15 protein-coding genes are annotated in these 17,242 nt (G+C 60.9%); 7 read left to right on the top strand and 8 right to left on the bottom strand.

Annotated elements, in window-relative coordinates:
- Positions 1–31 precede the first annotated feature (31 nt).
- From fecA to JFT63_RS07390, 3 genes are all read right to left on the bottom strand, one after another.
- Positions 32–2,368: a TonB-dependent Fe(3+) dicitrate receptor FecA gene (gene fecA, locus JFT63_RS07400; RefSeq protein ID WP_198843682.1), complete on the bottom strand. Its 2,337-nt coding sequence runs from the start codon at positions 2,366–2,368 to the stop codon at positions 32–34.
- 140 nt (positions 2,369–2,508) lie between these two features.
- On the bottom strand, positions 2,509–3,450 hold the full coding sequence (locus JFT63_RS07395; RefSeq protein ID WP_198843681.1) for a FecR domain-containing protein: 942 nt from the start codon (positions 3,448–3,450) through the stop codon (positions 2,509–2,511).
- Positions 3,447–3,935: a sigma-70 family RNA polymerase sigma factor gene (locus JFT63_RS07390; protein WP_057701753.1), complete on the bottom strand. Its 489-nt coding sequence runs from the start codon at positions 3,933–3,935 to the stop codon at positions 3,447–3,449. The genes JFT63_RS07395 and JFT63_RS07390 overlap by 4 nt, the downstream gene beginning before the upstream one ends.
- Positions 3,936–4,105: 170 nt before the next feature.
- Between JFT63_RS07390 and JFT63_RS07385 the strand changes: the two genes are divergently transcribed.
- From JFT63_RS07385 to JFT63_RS07360, 6 genes are all read left to right on the top strand, one after another.
- Entirely contained in the window at positions 4,106–4,408 is a 303-nt protein-coding gene (locus JFT63_RS07385; protein ID WP_186561270.1) for a DUF3649 domain-containing protein, read from the top strand.
- The gene (locus JFT63_RS07380) at positions 4,405–5,979 is read left to right on the top strand and encodes a PepSY-associated TM helix domain-containing protein (protein WP_198843680.1); all 1,575 of its coding nucleotides are present in this window, start codon (positions 4,405–4,407) and stop codon (positions 5,977–5,979) included. Before JFT63_RS07385 ends, JFT63_RS07380 begins: the two co-directional genes overlap by 4 nt.
- The gene (locus JFT63_RS07375) at positions 5,979–6,305 is read left to right on the top strand and encodes a DUF3325 domain-containing protein (RefSeq protein WP_057701470.1); all 327 of its coding nucleotides are present in this window, start codon (positions 5,979–5,981) and stop codon (positions 6,303–6,305) included. Before JFT63_RS07380 ends, JFT63_RS07375 begins: the two co-directional genes overlap by 1 nt.
- 7 nt (positions 6,306–6,312) lie before the next feature.
- Positions 6,313–6,891 (top strand): RNA polymerase sigma factor, encoded by a 579-nt coding sequence (locus JFT63_RS07370; RefSeq protein ID WP_057701469.1) that lies wholly within the window; start codon positions 6,313–6,315, stop codon positions 6,889–6,891.
- Positions 6,888–7,865, top strand: a complete 978-nt coding sequence (locus tag JFT63_RS07365) for a FecR family protein (RefSeq protein WP_186561266.1) — start codon at positions 6,888–6,890, stop codon at positions 7,863–7,865. Before JFT63_RS07370 ends, JFT63_RS07365 begins: the two co-directional genes overlap by 4 nt.
- A 155-nt stretch (positions 7,866–8,020) precedes the next feature.
- Complete coding sequence (locus JFT63_RS07360) at positions 8,021–10,264, top strand: TonB-dependent receptor (RefSeq protein WP_198843679.1); 2,244 nt, start codon at positions 8,021–8,023, stop codon at positions 10,262–10,264.
- 136 nt (positions 10,265–10,400) lie between these two features.
- Here the strand turns inward: JFT63_RS07360 and JFT63_RS07355 are convergent, their stop codons facing one another.
- The gene (locus tag JFT63_RS07355) at positions 10,401–10,751 is read right to left on the bottom strand and encodes a glutaredoxin family protein (protein ID WP_198708754.1); all 351 of its coding nucleotides are present in this window, start codon (positions 10,749–10,751) and stop codon (positions 10,401–10,403) included.
- Complete coding sequence (yejK, locus tag JFT63_RS07350; RefSeq protein ID WP_057701465.1) at positions 10,751–11,755, bottom strand: nucleoid-associated protein YejK; 1,005 nt, start codon at positions 11,753–11,755, stop codon at positions 10,751–10,753. The genes JFT63_RS07355 and yejK overlap by 1 nt, the downstream gene beginning before the upstream one ends.
- Before the next feature lie 397 nt (positions 11,756–12,152).
- Here yejK and JFT63_RS07345 point away from each other — a divergent pair, with 397 nt between their 5' ends.
- Entirely contained in the window at positions 12,153–12,434 is a 282-nt protein-coding gene (locus tag JFT63_RS07345; protein WP_005785131.1) for an HU family DNA-binding protein, read from the top strand.
- Between the two features lie 176 nt (positions 12,435–12,610).
- Here the strand turns inward: JFT63_RS07345 and rlmF are convergent, their stop codons facing one another.
- The 3 genes from rlmF to JFT63_RS07330 all read right to left on the bottom strand — a co-directional run bounded on the left by rlmF (position 12,611) and on the right by JFT63_RS07330 (position 17,237).
- Positions 12,611–13,627 carry a 23S rRNA (adenine(1618)-N(6))-methyltransferase RlmF gene (rlmF, locus tag JFT63_RS07340; RefSeq protein ID WP_057701464.1) on the bottom strand — a complete coding sequence of 339 codons (1,017 nt, stop codon included), beginning with the start codon at positions 13,625–13,627 and terminating at the stop codon, positions 12,611–12,613.
- Positions 13,628–13,866: 239 nt separating this feature from the next.
- Positions 13,867–16,713, bottom strand: coding sequence for a valine--tRNA ligase (locus tag JFT63_RS07335; RefSeq protein WP_198843678.1), 2,847 nt, complete (start codon positions 16,711–16,713; stop codon positions 13,867–13,869).
- A 149-nt stretch (positions 16,714–16,862) separates the two neighbouring features.
- Positions 16,863–17,237, bottom strand: a complete 375-nt coding sequence (locus JFT63_RS07330; protein ID WP_198843677.1) for a DNA polymerase III subunit chi — start codon at positions 17,235–17,237, stop codon at positions 16,863–16,865.
- Positions 17,238–17,242 lie beyond the last annotated feature (5 nt).

Here is a 17,242-nt window from a genome sequence, read left to right as displayed (position 1 = left end):
AGTAGGTTCTGTGTTGTTCTGCAGATTTGGGTCAGAACGCGATAGAGGTTTGCACATACACCGTACGCGGCTCACCCACATACTTGCCCTTGTTGTTGTCGTCAAACGAGCGCGTGTAGTACTGCTTGTTGAAGATGTTTTTCACCCCCACCGCCACATTCAAATCCGACAACTGCGGGCCGAAATCATAGGCCGCGCGGCTGCTGAACAGCATGTAGCCGGGGATGCGCCCGTTGGCACCGTCGGCGCTTTCGGCCTGGGTGTTGGCGTTGTCGGCGAACTGGCTGCTCTGGTAGCTGCTGTCCACATTCAGCTTCCACGGGCCTTCGGTGTAACCGACGCCCAGGGTGCCTTTGTGCTTGGACGAGAAGGGCACGCGGTTGCCTTTGTTCGGCCCGTCTTCGCGGATGGTCGCGTCCACATAGGCGTACGTGGCGTACACATCAAACCCTGCCAGCGCCGGGCTCAGGCCGTCGAGCGCATAGTTGACGCTCGACTCGATGCCCTGGTGACGAGTTTCACCGCGGGCGATCACCGTGTCGTTGGTCTGGTTGCTGTCGTACTGGTTGTCGAAGTTGATCAGGAACGCGCCGATTTCTGCACGCAGGTTACCGTTGTCATAGCGCGTGCCGAGTTCCCAGGTGCGGGCTTTTTCCGGTTTCACTTCGCCGCTGTTCACGCGGTTGGGCATCTGGCTGTACTGCACGCTGCCGAACGAGCCTTCGGTGTTGGCGTAGAGATTCCACTCATCGGTGAGGTGATAGAGCACGTTCAGCGCCGGCAGTGCGGTGTTGTAGTCGCCCTTGTATTTGACGTTGCTCAGGTTGTTGGTTTGCTGGGACTTGATCATCTCGTAGCGTACGCCCGGGGTGATGGTCCACTTGCCGATATCAATGCGGTCGTCGATAAAGAACGCGTTGGCCTCGGTGCCGCCACGGGTGTCGCGGTCGTTGCGACTGTTGGTGGTGGGGATTTGCTGGTTGGCGGCAATCGGCGTGCGGTAGCGCAACTCGTGACCGGCTTCATTGATATAGCGGTAGCCGACGCCCACTTCGTGGCTGGTGGGGCCAAGGTCGAAGCCTTGGGCGAAACGGGTTTCCAGGCCGCGTACCCAGTATTCGCGTGGCGACAGCGACAGGAAACTGCCCTGGTCCAGGTAACCGCTGCGCAGGGTCTTGGTGAAGAAGCTGTTGACCGTGAATTCGCGGCGGTCCTGCTCGTAGCGGTAGCCGACGTTGAACATCGTGCGGCGGCCCCAGAACTTGTCGTAGGGCCGAGTGGACTGATACGGGTCGGCCTTGTAGTCCTTGACGTTCAAACCACCGGGCATGTCGGCCTGGCCTTCGTAGTACTGCGCCATGGCGTTAAAGCTGTTGGCGTCGTCCAGTTGGTACTTGCCCTTGAGGATCAGGTCGTCGATGCGTGCGTTGCTGTTTTCGCGCCAGTCACCGCCACGGGTACCGGAGTACAAAATCGCGCCGCCCAAGCCGTTGTCGGCCGTGCCGCCGGCCAGCAGGTTGCCGGTGGTCTTGAAGCCGTCGTGGCTGGAAGACGGGCTGGTTTCGGTCTGCAAGCCGCCCTTGACCGTGGGCGCATCCGGAATGGCGCGGGTCACGAAGTTGACGATGCCGCCGACGTTTTGCGGGCCATAGCGTACCGCACCGCCGCCGCGTACCACGTCTACCGCGTCCATGTTGCCCATGCTGATCGGTGCAAAGGACAACTGCGGCTGGCCATAGGGCGCGAAGGGCACCGGGATGCCATCCATCAGTACCGTAGAGCGCGATGCCAGGCGTGGGTTGAGCCCACGAATGCCGAAGTTGAGCGCCATGTCATGGCTGCCGGTGCCGTTGTTTTCCGGGGCGTTGACGCCGGGGATACGGTTGAGCACGTCGCGGGCCTGGGTTGCACCCTGGCGCTCGAACTCTTCGCGGCGGATCACATCACGGGCGCCGGGGTGTTCAAACACGTTGGTTTGCGCCGCGTCACCGAGCCAGTCGCCAACCACATTGGAGGTTTGCAGTTCGAGGGTGGCGGGGGCATCAGCCGGTTGCAGGCTGAAAGCGTTGTCGCCCTCGGCCCGGGCTTGCAGGCCGGTGCCCTCCAGCAGTTTGCTCAGGCCCTCGGCTGCGCTGTAATTGCCCGACAGACCGCGGCTTTGCATACCGGCCGTCACATCGGAGCCGAACGACACCAACACACCGGCCTGGCGACCAAACTGGTTCAGGGCCGCTTCCAGGGTGGTCGGCGCAATGTGGTAAGCCTTGGCGTCGGCGGCCATCACCGCGGGCAGCACGGTCAGGCTGAGGCTGGCGCCCAGTAGAAGTTGGCGCAAGGTGCGGGCAATAAGCGTCGGTTGCTGGGGCATGAAGGCGGTCCTGAGAAGGAAGGATCAAGGTGGCTTTCCTTCTCTGTCACGCCAGGTGCGGAAAACGGCTCACAATTGCGTATAAATATTTTTGAATGCGCTTCCCACTGCAGGAGCGAGCAAGCTCGCTCCTACAATAATCAGGCGCGGGCCTGCACGGTCACCCAATAGCGCGTAAAACGCCGCACTTTCACCGGCAGGCTGATTTCCAGCAGGTCGAGGATGCGTTCGCTGTCATCCAGCGGGTAGCTGCCGGACAGCAACAGGTTCGCCACTTGCGGATCGCAATTGAGCTGGCCGCGACGATAGCGCCCCAGTTCACTCAAGAAGTCTTCAAGGCGCATATGTGCAGCCACCAGCATACCGTCGGCCCAGGCGCCGCTGTTGGCGTCGGTGGCGCGCGGGGTATCCCAGCCCTTGCGGGTGAAATTGACCTGGCGGGTGGCATCGACGCTCAGCGGCAAACCGCTGTAGCTGTTGGGCATGACGTCGACCTGGCCGGCCAGCACTGCCAGTTGGGTGTGGTCGTTGAACTGGCGCACATTCAGGCGCGCCGTCTGGCTACTGAGCAGGCCCTGGCCGGTCAGCACATGCAAGGGCGTGTCACCGGCACGGGTGGTCAGCAGGATTTCACCTTCGAGCAGGCGTACCAGGCGCTGCCGACCGTCGAAATGCACATCCACCGCGCTGCCGGTGTTGAGCTGCAACTGGCTGCCGTCGGCCAGTTGCACCGTGCGGCGCTGGCCCACCGGGCTGCGATAGTCGGCGCTCAGCGGCGGCAGGATATGTTGCTGGCGCAGGCTCCACGCCGCTGCCGAGCCAGCACCGAGGATCAACAGTAACTTCAGCGCCTGGCGTCGGCTGCTGGAGCGCGGTGCATTCAAGGCTGCGTGGGCCAGGGGCGAAGGCATCCCGCGCAGGCGCTGGTTGACCTGTTGGATCTGCTCCCAAGCACGCTGGTGCTCGCTGTGGGCGTTCAGCCATTGCTGCCAGGCCGCTTGCTGGCGAGGGTTGAGCGTGCCTTGCTGCATTTCCAGCAGCCAGTGCACGGCTTGTTCGGCGACTTGGCTGGAGACGTTCATAGGGCGAAGTAGCAACGCATGGCGGCTTTGGTCAGATGACGTTTGACCGTGGCGATGGAGATGCCCAGCTCGGCGCTGATTTGCGCGTAGGTCAGACCGTCGAGCTGGGCCAGCAGGAATGCGCGTTTCACCAGCCTGGGCAGGCCGTCGAGCAGTTGGTCCAGCTCCAGCAGGGTTTGCAGAATAATTGCGCGGTCTTCTTCCGATGGCACCACATGCTCGGGCATTTGCGCCAGGGCATCGAGGTAGGCGCGTTCCAGGTCCTGGCGGCGATAGAAGTTGCACAGCACGCGCTTGGCCACGGTGGTGAGGAAGGCGCGGGGCTCGATCAGCGTCGGGGTTTCCCGTGCGCTGAGCACGCGAATAAAGGTGTCCTGGGCCAGGTCGGCGGCGTTTTCCGGGCAGCCGAGCTTGCGTCGCAACCAGCCGGTGAGCCAGTGGTGATGGTCGTTATACAAAACTTCGACGGTGTTGGAAGGCTGCAACGCGATCACTCCACAAGCATTGACATGCTTTAGAGAACAAGAATTGTTCGCATTGTAGGGTGAGTGACGAGGTTCGGCAATCGGCCAGGGCAGGTGATTCATCCGTTCTCTTTTGCTTATGAGAATATTTATCATTAATATTGCGCGCTGATGAACTTGGCGCCTGCCGCATGAAAAGCAAAACCGCATTGCCCCTTTCCTATCGCCTCGCTGTCACCTCGCGCGTGCTGGCAGCTGTCATCGGTGGTTACTTGATGGCTTCCCTGGCCGCCATCTGCCTGGCGCTCTGGTTGCCCACTTCCCGCGCCGATGCGGTGGTCACCGGCATGATGAGTTCGTTTGTGTTCTACCTGTTGGCGGTGCTGTGGTGTTTTGCTTGCCGCACGGCCTGGCGCGCCTGGGCCGGGGTGATGCTGCCGAGTGCGCTGTTCGCCACGTTGGCCGGCGTAGGTTTCTGGATGGCGCGCTTATGAAAGAGGGCTTTCGCCAGGCCATGGCCTGGCTGCATACCTGGGCCGGATTGATCTTCGGTTGGTTGCTGTTTGCGATTTTCCTGACGGGCACCCTGGCCTATTTCAAAGACGAAATGACCCACTGGATGCAGCCCGAAGTGCAGGCCCATCCCCTGGACGACGGGCGTAGCCTTGCCGTAGCTCAGAATTACCTGCAACAACAGGCGCCCACGGCGGCGCGTTGGTTCATTACCTTGCCGACCCAACGCGATCCCGGCCTGTCGGTGATGTGGCAAGACAAGGTCGAGCCCGGCAAGCGCGGCACCTTTATCCAGAAAACCCTCGACCCGGTCAGCGGCCAGCCCGTCCAGGCCCGCGACAGCAAGGGCGGCGAGTTCTTCTATCGGTTCCACTTCCAGCTGCAAATGCCTTACCCGTGGGGCCGCTGGCTGTCGACCATCGCCGCCATGGTGATGTTGGTCGCACTGATCACCGGCATCATCACCCACAAAAAAATCTTCAAGGACTTCTTCACCTTCCGCCCGCGCAAAGGCCAGCGCTCCTGGCTCGACGGGCATAATGCGGTGGGTGTGCTGGTGCTGCCTTTTCACCTGATGATCACCTACAGCAGCCTGGTGATTTTCATGAACATGGTCATGCCCGCGCCCATCATGGCGTCCTACGGCGATGACAGCCGGGCGTTCTTCGATGAATTGTTTCCCGCTACCAACAATGCGCCCGCCCTGGGTCAACCCGGCCAATTGCTGCCGTTACTGCCGATGTACCAGCAGGCCCGCGAGCAGTGGGCGGGCGGCCATGTGGGGCGGCTGGCGGTCAACAACCCGGGTGATGTCAACGCCTCGGTCAATGTGTCGCGCGCCGGCTCCGACAGCGTGGTGCACGCCTTTGGCAATACCCTGTCGTTCAACGGCACCACCGGCGAGCTGCTGCGGGCCAGTGGCGAGCCGTCTTTGCCTGCGGTAATTGGTGGCAGCTTCTATGGCTTGCACATGGGCCATTTCGCCGGTCCCGTGCTGCGCTGGTTGTACTTTATCTGCGGCCTGGCGGGCACGGCGATGATCGGCACCGGGCTGGTGATCTGGCTTGGCAAGCGCCAGCTCAAGCACGCCAAAACCTCGGTGATGCCGTTTGAACTGCGGTTGGTGGAAGTGTTGAACGTTGCCAGCATGGCCGGGCTGATGATCGCCATCGCCGCGTTTTTCTGGGCCAATCGACTGCTGCCGGTGAGTTTCGCCGAACGTTCTGACTGGGAAGTACAGGCCTTCTTTATCGCCTGGGGCCTGAGCTTGCTGCACGCCGTACTGCGACGCGGTCGTCAGGGTTGGGTTGAGCAACTGAGCTTCGGCGCGTTGCTGTTCGCGCTGATCCCGCTGCTTAACGCCAGCACCACCTCGCAGCATTTGGGCGTCTCTCTGGTCAATGGCGATTGGGCCATGGCGGGCTTCGACCTGACCTGCCTGGCCAGTGGCGTGTTCCTCGCCTGGGCGGCCTGGAAGATGCACCACCGCACGGCGCCGCAACCCAAGGCCGAACGTGCGCGTGGCCTGACGCTCAAGCAGGAGGCCAACTGATGCTGCTCGCGCTGCTGATGTGCTACGCCGGGTTTACGGCGCTGTGCCTGTCCACCGACCGCCACCACGGCGAACTGCTGCACAGCAAACCTACGCCCACTCGGCGCCTGGGGCTGCGGGTGGGTGGCTGGTTGCTGCTGATGGTTGCGATCTGGCCCGCCGTGTTTGCCGCCGGTTGGAGCCAGGGCCTGGTGCAGTGGTGCGCGGTGTTGATGCTCAGCGCCTTGCTGCTGGTGTTGCTGTTGCCGTATCGGCCAAGGCTGGCCTTGATTCTGGCAGGCCTTGGCCTGCTGGCCAGCCCGGTTGCGGCCTTCGCCCTGTTCTGAGCCTGCCATGATGATCAGCCCACCGCCGGAACCTCAGGACAGCCCGCACCCGGATGCGGCCGGTGGGCGTGCGCATTTCCTGCAGGTATTTTTATCCCAGCGTTCGCAGATGGAGGCATTGGTGAGCCGCCGGGTTGGTTGCCGCGCCACGGCGGCCGACCTGGTGCAGGACTTGTTCCTGCGTTTCTGGCGTCGGCCCTTGGTGCAGGTTGAGGAGCTCAGCACTTACCTGCTGCGCTGCGCGGGCAATATCGCCATCGACCATCTGCGCAGCGAAGGCGCGCGGGTACGCAGCAGTGAAGGCTGGCGGCCCGAGCAGCCAGATCACCACAGTTGCGAACCCCAGGCGGCGCTGGAGGCAGGCAATGATCTGCGCCATGTCGAAGCCGCCTTGCGCAGCTTGCCCGAACGCACCCGGCAGATTTTCCTGCTTAACCGCATCCACGGTCGCAAATACGCCGAGATCGCCAAGGCCATGGGGCTGTCCCAAAGCGCCGTAGAAAAACATATGATGCGCGCCCTCGAAGCCTGCAAGGCCAGCCTTCGTGAACCGCCGCCTCCACGTACGCCAGGGAAAGCACCGTGAACGTTACGCCCACACCCGCCCAGGAACAGGCCGCGCTGGCCTGGCTGAGCCTGTTGCATGACCAGCCCAGCAGCGGCGACCAGGCCACGTTCAGCCGCTGGCTGCGCGCCGACCCCGCGCATGTCCAGGCTTACTCCCAGGCCCAGGTGCTGTGGGAGTTGAGCGAAGTGCCGGCACGCCAGCTGGCCGATGAGGACGCGCTGGCCTTGCAGGGCTACCTCAACCAGATCAACACCTCCAGGCGTTCACGGGGGTTGCGCTGGACCGGCGCCCTGGCGATGGCCGCAAGCCTGCTGCTGATGGTGGCGATGGGCGCCGGTTGGCAGCCGTCGCGCTGGGTCGATGAGTTGGGTGCCGATTACGTGACGGCGGCGGGGGAGGTGAAGACCTTCATCCTGGCAGATCAATCCCAGGTCACCCTGGATGCCGACAGCGCCATTGCCGTGGATTTCAGCCAGGGTGAGCGGCATATCCAACTGCGGCGCGGGGCGGGGTTTTTCAGCGTGAGCCACACGGGACAGCCCTTTGTGGTGGAGGCGGGCGGTGGTGAGGCGCGGGTGCTGGGCACCCAGTTCGAAGTGCGTCTGCAACCTGCAGGCGCTGAGGTCACCGTGCTGTCCGGGCGAGTCGGCGTAACCCCATCCAAACAGGGCCTGCAACAGGTCCTGGCAGCGGGTCAGCAAGTGGCCTATGCCGACGGCGTAGCCGACGCCCTGCACGCGGTCGACAGCCAGTCACGCCTGGCCTGGCGTGACGGCTGGCTCAATTACTACAAGGCGCCGCTGGCAGATGTGGTCAAGGACCTGAGCCGTTACTACCCGGGCCGCATCCTGTTGCTTAACGATGAAATAGGCGCCAGACGCGTCAGCGGCAGTTTTCCGAGCAACGATCCGCAGGCGGTGTTGAATGCGCTGCAAGCGGTGCTCGGCTTTGAGCAACATTCGCTGCTGGGGCGCATGATCGTGTTGCGCTAGGCCCAAGGCGTCGTTCACCGAACCTTCATCGCAATCACCCAAACCTGTCACCAAACGGTTACACGTGCCGTGGATCATCCCTGGTTCCTGAGCAAATGGTCAGGAAGAGCCTCTCTGCCCCATACAACACAACAATGTCAGTAAGGGATCAACACGTGAACTACAACACTCTTTATGCCCTGCTTATGGCATCGGGCCTGGGCGGCTTTGCGCCGCTGGTTCTGGCCGATGACACACAGGATGTGGGTTCGGTGAATGTTACCGGCAAGCAGACCCTGGGCAACGGGCATATGATTCGCGAGGAAAGTGCCAAGGCGCGCTCGACGGTCACCAAAGAAGCCATGGATGAAATGTCGGCCACTGCCAACGCCATCGACAAGCTCAAGTACACCCCGGGCATCAACGTTTCCAGTGATGACGCCAGCGGTACCAGCGGCACCAGCTTCACCATGCGCGGTATGAGTTCGGACCAGGTCGGGGTTTCAGTCGACGGCGTGCCGATTAACGACTCGGGCAACTACAGCGTGTATTCCAACCAGCTGGGCGACCCGGAAAACCTCGCCGAAGTGTTCGCCACTCAGGGTTCGTCGGAGGCGGACGGCCCGCACATCGGCTCCAGCGGCGGCAACATCGGCATGATCACTGTCCGGCCGACCAAAGACGCCGGGGTATTCGCCAAGCAGACCGTAGGCGCCAATGCCCTGCGCAAGACGTTCGTGCGGGCAAATACCGGCGATTTTGGTGGCTTGAAAACCTGGGTCTCGGCGTCGCACCTGGAAGGCGATAAATGGCGCGGCAAGGGCACCCTGCGCAGCGACAAAATCGAGTGGAGCAGCCTCTTCGAAGGTGACAACGGCAGCTCCACACTGGCCACGGTCAAGTACAACAAGCAGGAAAACTACAACTACAACAGCCTGAGCAAGTCACAGTTCGAGACGGAGGGGCGACGCAAGGATTACGCCGAAAGCCCGGTGTACAAGGCAGGTTTGTTGTCGGCGTCCTACAAGCTCAACCGCAACCCCTTCGAAAGCGTAAACGCTACGCTGACCCAGCGCTGGCAATTGCAGGACAACCTGTCGCTGACCGTCACGCCGTACTACTACTACTGGTCCAACGGCGGCAGCTTCAGCGGCCAGACCGCCTCCAACCTGGGCCCGAAGTCCGACAAGGCCGGCAACTACGACCTGAGTAACCTGCAATCGGCCAACTACTATCGCCCGTCGTGGACCGAGACCTGGCGCCCCGGTGTCACCGCCAAAATGAAGTGGGACATCAACGAAGCGCACAGCCTGGACTACGGCTACTGGTATGAGCGCGCACGCCAGCGCCAGACCCAGCCATTTATCGGGATCAACGGCGAAGGCGCGCCCGATGATGTGTGGGGCGATTACAACAGCGGCGGGCAGGTGGTCGACAAGAATGGCGCCACCGTACAAGGTCGCCACTATTACACCGTCACCCCGGCGCAGAAACTCTGGGTGCAGGACAATTGGCAAGCCACGCCGGACCTGAGTTTTGTCGCGGGCCTGGCCTACCAATACGTCGAGCGCGACGGCGACAACCTCGGCAGCCTGTACGACAAACCGGAAAAACGTAACACCCGTTACCACCAGTTCCTGCCCAATTTCAGTGCCAAGTACCAGGTCGATGAAAGCAACCAGGCGTTCTACAACGTCACCCGCAATATGCGCACACCGCCCAACTATGTGCTCTACAACAAGGGCGACTCCGTCAGCCTCAAGTCCGAATTGAGCTGGAACCAGGAACTGGGCTGGCGTTATACCGAAGACGACATGGCCCTGAGTGCGACCTTGTTCTATATCAGCTTCAAGGATCGCCAGGTGTCGACCACCGACGCCAGCGGTGACTACATGGTGCTCAACGTCGGCAGCGTGGATAACAAGGGGCTGGAACTGGAGTGGAGTGGCTTGTTGCCGCACAACTTCAACTACTACGCCTCGTACACCTACACCCAGTCCGAGCAGAAGGACGATTTGCTGAGCAAGAACGTGCTGCTGCCAACCTCGGGCAAGCAACTGGCCAACGTGCCGGAAAACATGTTCAATCTGGTGTTCGGGTACGACGACTCGCGGTTCTACGGGAATGTCGCGGGCAAGTATGTCGGCAGCTTTTATGGTGATTTGACCAACAAGGAAAAGATCGAAGGCCGTACGGTGTTTGACCTTAACGCCGGTATTTACTTGCCGGTGGACAAAAAGATCATCAAGTCGGCAACCCTGCGGTTTTCGATGCTCAACGTGTTTGACAAGCAATACCTGAGCTCCGCGCGTACCGTTGCGTTCAACTCGGCGCCGGTCAACGGGCTGGGGGCAAGCACGGCGTATTACAACGTCGGCGAGGAGCGCACCGCGATGGTGTCTCTGGAAGCCAACTTCTAAGGCCACCACACGACCCAATGTGCAGAGCTGACGTGTGTGGGAGCTGGCTTGCCTGCGATAGCGGTGTGTCAGTCACAGGTATTGAACCTGTTACATCGCCATCGCAGGCAAGCCAGCTCCCACATTTGATTGGGTGTTACTTCAGGGCGGCCATGATTGCTTCGGGGTTGTAGTCGCGAATCAACGTGCCGTTCACATCCACAAACGGGATTCCGCCACCACCCAGCGCCTCATAGGCCTTGCGCGCCTGGGCGTCCTTTTCGATATCCAGCGCCTGGTACGGTATGCCTTTCTGGTCCAGAAAACGCTGGATCTGCTTGCAGTACCCGCACCACTGCGTGGAATACAACACCACACGCGCCGAGGCGCGTACCTGCTCCGACACTACCTGGGAGGGGTTGAACACCCGCTCGATCTTGCCCCAGTTCTGGATCGCAACCACCACCAGTAACACCAGCAGGACTTTCTTCAGAACCCCGCCCAGCATCAGTTACGGCGCTTGAGCTGGTCGGTCAGCTGGGTCGGCAGGCCCTTGATGATCAAGGTGCCGGCGGCTTCGTCGTACTCGATCTTGTCGCCCAACAGGTGCGCTTCGAAGCTGATGGACAAACCCTCGGCGCGCCCGGTGAAGCGGCGGAACTGGTTAAGGGTGCGTTTGTCGGCTGGAATTTCCGGCGACAGGCCGTAATCCTTGTTGCGGATATGGTCGTAGAACGCTTTTGGCCGATCTTCATCGATCAGGCCGGAGAGTTCTTCCAGGCCCATGGGTTCGCCGAGCTTGGCCTGGCTGCTGGCGTAGTCCACCAGGGTCTTGGTCTTTTCGCGGGCCGATTCGTCAGGCAGGTCTTCGCTTTCAACGAAGTCACTGAACGCCTTGAGCAGGGTGCGGGTTTCGCCCGGGCCGTCGACGCCTTCCTGGCAGCCGATAAAGTCGCGGAAGTACTCCGAGACCTTCTTGCCGTTCTTGCCCTTGATAAACGAGATGTATTGCTTGGACTGCTTGTTGTTCTGCCACTCGGAAACGTTGATGCGTGCCGCCAGGTGCAGTTGGCCCAGGTCCAGGTGGCGCGAGGGCGTCACGTCCAGCTCGTCGGTGACCGCCACGCCTTCGCTGTGGTGCAGCAGGGCGATGGCCAGGTAGTCGGTCATGCCTTGTTGGTAGTGGGCAAACAGCACATGGCCGCCGGTGGAGAGGTTGGACTCCTCCATCAGCTTCTGCAGGTGCTCCACCGCCGTGCGGCTGAAGGCGGTGAAGTCCTGGCCACCGTCGAAGTATTCCTTCAACCAGCCGCTGAACGGGTGCGCGCCCGACTCGGCGTGGAAGAAACCCCAGGCCTTGCCTTGTTTGGCGTTGTAGCTCTCGTTGAGGTCGGCAAGCATGTTCTCGATAGCGGCCGACTCGGACAGTTCTGAGTCGCGGGCATGAAGAACTGCGGGTGTGCCGTCGGGTTTTTTGTCGATCAGGTGGACGATGCAATGACGGATCGGCATAGGCTTCTCGGCTGGTTGAAGGGGGAGCGGTCGGCCTCCCCGAAAAGTCGCCCAGTGTACCGCACCCATTGGCCGCGACGTGCCCCAAAGGGCATTTTGGATGGCCTCCGACCGCCCATATGCCTTTTTTTCACGGTTTAGAGCGATAAAGCTGACCAAATGGGTATGTTGAGGCGGATATTTCCCCGTCTCTGTGCTAGTTTTGCCCCGTCTTACGCCAAGTCTCGGCGTTAAGCGTGCATTCAGCATTTGTCAGGTCGAACCAATCCCCGTTTCAAGCATCTATAACCCCGATCTCCGTGGTTATAGCCGGGGATGCCAGGCCATGACGGTCGGGCTCGACGGCTGACACTGCACTCTGCAATCCATATGAATTTGATAGGGAAGGAACACCACAATGGCTTTGACTAAAGACCAACTGATCGCTGATATCGCTGAAGCTATCGACGCGCCAAAAACCACCGCGCGCGCTGCTCTGGACCAACTGGGCCAGATCGTTGCCGATCAGCTGGAAAATGGCGGCGAAATCACTCTGCCAGGCATTGGCAAGCTGAAAGTGACCGAGCGTCCTGCCCGTACCGGCCGTAACCCTTCGACTGGCGCTGCCATCGAAATCGCTGCCAAGAAAGTTATCAAGCTGGTTGTGGCTAAAGGCCTGACCGACGCTGTTAACAAGTAAGACGCAGTAAAAAAAACCGTGCTCCGGAGTGATCCGGGCACGGTTTTTTGTTGCCTGCGTTTTTTAACTGTAGGAGCGAGCTTGCTCGCGAAAAACGTTAACGATAACGCGCCCGTCCTGGTTGAGCGCGGCGCCTTGGCGTTTTTCGCGAGCAAGCTCGCTCCTACAGGTTGGCGTCAGCGGACCCAGCGCTGGCGCCAGATCTGCTGCTCGTTCTTGGTCTGGAATGTCCAGGCCACAAAGCGGCTCTGCTTCTGCCCCTGGGACATCTCCACTACCTGGCTTTCCAGCACGCCGGCTTTTTTCAGCGCGGTTTCGATCGCAGGCAAGTTGGACGCTTTTGACACCAGGGTGCTGAACCACAGCACTTTGTGGGCAAAATGCGCGCTCTCGGCGATCAATTGCGTTACAAACCGCGCTTCGCCGCCTTCACACCACAACTCGGCCGATTGGCCACCGAAGTTGAGCACCGGCAACTTGCGCTTCGGATCCGCCTTGCCCAGGGCGCGCCACTTGCGCTCGCTGCCCTTGGTGGCTTCATCCATGGATGCATGGAACGGCGGGTTGCACATGGTCAGGTCAAAGCGTTCGCCCGGCTCCAGCAAGCCCAACAGGATCTGCTTGGGGTTGGGCTGTTGGCGCAGCTGGATAACCTTGCTCAGGTCATTGGACTGCACGATGGCCTTGGCGGCGGACACGGCAATCGGGTCGACCTCCGAGCCCAGGAAGTTCCAGCGGTACTCCATGTAGCCAATCAGCGGGTAGACGCAGTTGGCGCCCATGCCGATATCCAGCACCTTGACGATCGAGCCACGTGGGATCTTGCCGTCGTTGACGCTGGCGAGCAGGTCGGCGAGGAAGTGCACATAGTCGGCACGCCCCGGTACCGGGGGGCACAGGTAATCGGCCGGGATGTCCCAGTGCTGGATGCCATAGAACGACTTGAGCAACGCCCGGTTGAACACCCGCACCGCGTCCGGGCTAGCGAAGTCGATGCTCTCCTTGCCATAGGGGTTGATGATCACGAATTTCGCCAGTTCCGGCGTGGTCTTGATCAGCGCCGGGAAGTCGTAACGGCCCGTGTGGCGGTTGCGCGGGTGCAAGGTGGCCTCTTTGCGCGGCGCGACGGGCTTGGTCGTGGCGGCGGTTTTAGGCTTCTTGCGCGGAGGTTTTGGCGTAGTCGGGGCGGTCATGATGATTCTGGTGTTGGCTCAAAGTGGTGAGCATTGTCACACATTCCTGAACACAACTCGGTCAAATGTGGGAGCTGGCTTGCCTGCGATGCAGGCGACTGGGTGTATCAGGCAGACTGAGGTGATGCTATCGCTGGCAAGCCAGCTCCCACAGGGATAGGGTTTTGATTGGGAAATGGTGTCGTTTGCCTGGACAAAAAAAAGAGACCCGAAGGTCTCTTTTTTACGCGACTTGAGCCTTACAGGCTGGAAATCCGCGCATGTTGCTCCGCCAGCTTGCCCAAAGCCTGTTCAGCCTCAGCCAATTTGGCGCGTTCTTTCTCGATCACCTCAGCCGGCGCCTTGTCGACGAATGCCGCGTTGGACAGCTTGCCGCCCACCCGCTGCACTTCGCCTTGCAGGCGTGCGATTTCCTTGTCGAGACGGGCCAGTTCAGCGCCCTTGTCGATCAGGCCGGCCATGGGCACCAGTACTTCCATGTCACCGACCAGCGCGGTGGCAGACAGCGGTGCTTCGGCATCGGCAGCCAATACGGTGATCGACTCCAGCTTGGCCAGCTTCTTGAGCAGCGCATCGTTCTCGCTGAGACGGCGCTGATCTTCGGCACTGGCATTCTTGACGAACACGGCCAATGGCTTGCCCGGCCCGATGTTCATCTCGGCGCGGATGTTGCGCGTGCCGAGCATCAGGGTCTTGAGCCATTCGATATCGCTTTCGGCGGCCTCATCGATGCGCACTTCGTTGGCCACTGGCCAAGGTTGCAGCATGATGGTCTTGCCTTCGATACCGGCCAACGGCGCCAGGCGCTGCCAGATTTCTTCGGTGATGAACGGCATGAACGGATGCGCCAGGCGCAGCGCCACTTCGAGCACGCGCACCAGGGTGCGACGGGTGCCGCGCTGGCGTTCGACCGGCGCGTTTTCGTCCCACAGTACCGGCTTGGACAGTTCCAGGTACCAGTCGCAATACTGGTTCCAGATGAACTCGTACAGGGCCTGTGCGGCCAGGTCGAAACGGAACTGGTCGAGCTGGCGGGTCACTTCGGCTTCGGTACGTTGCAGCTGCGAGATGATCCAGCGATCAGCCAGGCTCAGCTCATAGGCTTCGCCGTTCTGGCCGCAGTCTTCGCCTTTGTCCAGCACGTAGCGCGCGGCGTTCCAGATCTTGTTGCAGAAGTTGCGATAGCCTTCGACGCGGCCCATGTCGAACTTGATGTCGCGACCGGTGGAGGCCAGCGAGCAGAAGGTGAAGCGCAGGGCGTCGGTGCCGTAGCTGGCGATGCCGTCGGCGAATTCGTCGCGGGTCTGCTTTTCGATCTTTTTCGCCAGTTTCGGCTGCATCAGGCCCGAGGTGCGTTTCTGCACCAGGGTTTCCAGGTCGATGCCGTCGATGATGTCCAGCGGGTCCAGGACGTTGCCCTTGGACTTGGACATCTTCTGGCCCTGGCCGTCGCGCACCAGGCCGTGTACGTACACGGTCTTGAACGGTACCTGCGGGGTGCCGTCTTCGTTCTTCACCAAGTGCATGGTGAGCATGATCATCCGGGCAACCCAGAAGAAAATGATATCGAAGCCGGTGACCAGCACGTCGGTGGAGTGGAATTTTTTCAGGAACTCGGTCTGCTGCGGCCAGCCCAGGGTGGAGAACGTCCACAGGCCCGAGCTGAACCAGGTGTCGAGTACGTCATTGTCCTGTTGCAGCGCGATGTCGGCGCCCAGGTTGTGCTTGGCACGCACTTCGGCTTCGTCGCGGCCTACATAGACCTTGCCCGACTCGTCGTACCAGGCCGGAATGCGGTGGCCCCACCACAGCTGACGGCTGATGCACCAATCCTGGATGTCGCGCATCCACGAGAAATACATGTTTTCGTACTGTTTAGGCACGAACTGGATGCGACCGTCTTCAACGGCGGCAATCGCAGGTTCTGCCAGCGGCTTGGTGGACACGTACCACTGGTCGGTCAGCCACGGCTCGATCACAGTGCCGGAGCGGTCGCCCTTCGGCACTTTCAGGCCGTGGTCGTCAACGCTGACCAGCAAACCGGCGGCGTCGAAGGCTGCAACGATCTGCTTGCGCGCTTCAAAACGGTCCAGGCCTGCGTATTCGGCCGGGATCTTGCCGTCAATGCTGTCGTTCAACGAGCCGTCCAGGTTGAACACCTGGCAGGCTGGCAATACGGCGGCATTCTTGTCGAAGATGTTCAGCAACGGCAGGTTGTGGCGCTTGCCGACTTCGTAGTCGTTGAAATCGTGGGCCGGGGTGATTTTCACGCAGCCGGTGCCGAATTCAGGATCGCAATAGTCATCGGCGATGATCGGGATACGACGGCCAACCAGTGGCAGTTCAACGAACTTGCCGATCAGCGCCTGGTAGCGCTCGTCGTTCGGGTTAACGGCCACGGCGGCATCGCCGAGCATGGTTTCCGGACGGGTAGTGGCGACGATCAGGTAATCATTGCCTTCAGCGGTCTTGGCGCCGTCGGCCAGCGGGTACTTGAGGTTCCACAGGAAGCCTTTCTCGTCATGGTTTTCCACTTCGAGGTCGGAAATCGCCGTGTGCAACTTGGTGTCCCAGTTAACCAGGCGCTTGCCACGGTAGATCAGGCCGTCTTCGTGCAGGCGCACGAAGGCTTCCTTCACGGCTTCCGAAAGGCCGTCGTCCATGGTGAAGCGCTCGCGGCTCCAGTCCACGGACGAACCCAGGCGACGGATCTGACGGCTGATATTGCCGCCGGACTGGTCTTTCCATTCCCAGACTTTCTCCAGGAATTTCTCGCGGCCCAGGTCGTGACGGTTCTGGCCGGTGGCTTCCAGTTGGCGTTCCACCAGCATTTGCGTGGCGATACCGGCGTGGTCGGTACCTGGCTGCCACAGGGTGTCTCGACCCTGCATACGGCGGAAACGGATCAACGCATCCATGATCGCATTGTTGAAGCCATGGCCCATGTGCAGGCTGCCAGTGACGTTCGGTGGCGGGATCATGATGGTGTAGGAGTCGCCCGCACCTTGTGGGGCGAAATAGTTCTCGGACTCCCAAGTGTTGTACCAGGAAGTTTCGATAGCGTGGGGCTGGTAGGTCTTATCCATGCGCGGCGGGACCCTAGTTGGCATTTATTCAGGAAAGCCGGCAAGTATAACGGGGGATAGGGGCGAGGGCGAGGTGAAGACGGTTTAAGACCGATGCAGAATTAATGTGGGAGCTGGCTTGCCAGCTCCCACAGGGATCTATGCAAGGTTTAAGACTGGTATTGGCTGAGCAACCGCTCCATGCGCGCATCCATCCGACGCTTGATCTCGGCTTCGATATGCGGCGCAAAGTCATCGATCACATCCTGCATGATCAGCTGGGCGGCAGCGCGCAGTTCGTTGTCCAGGTGCAGCAGCAGGGCATCGGGGGCTTTTTCTGCGGCGGGGGCGGGTTGTTCAACCACAGGTTCCGGCGCGGCAGACTTGTGGCCGACCATGTCGAACAGCAGCGGTATCTGTACCTCGCCATCGGCCGTTTCGGTCAGCAGCGGCGGTTGCAGGTTGTCATCACCCAGCAACTGACGGATCGACTCCAGGTCGTCCAGCAGGTGGTCGTCTTTTTTCAGCGGGTTGGGAGTGTCCATCGTGT

Origin of the sequence: Pseudomonas sp. MF7453 (assembly GCF_016405455.1) — a bacterium.
In the GTDB taxonomy this organism is placed as follows: Bacteria; Pseudomonadota; Gammaproteobacteria; order Pseudomonadales; family Pseudomonadaceae; genus Aquipseudomonas; species Aquipseudomonas paralactis.
The sequence above is the reverse complement of the archived record's forward strand: the minus strand, read 5'-3'. Positions and strand labels throughout refer to the sequence as shown.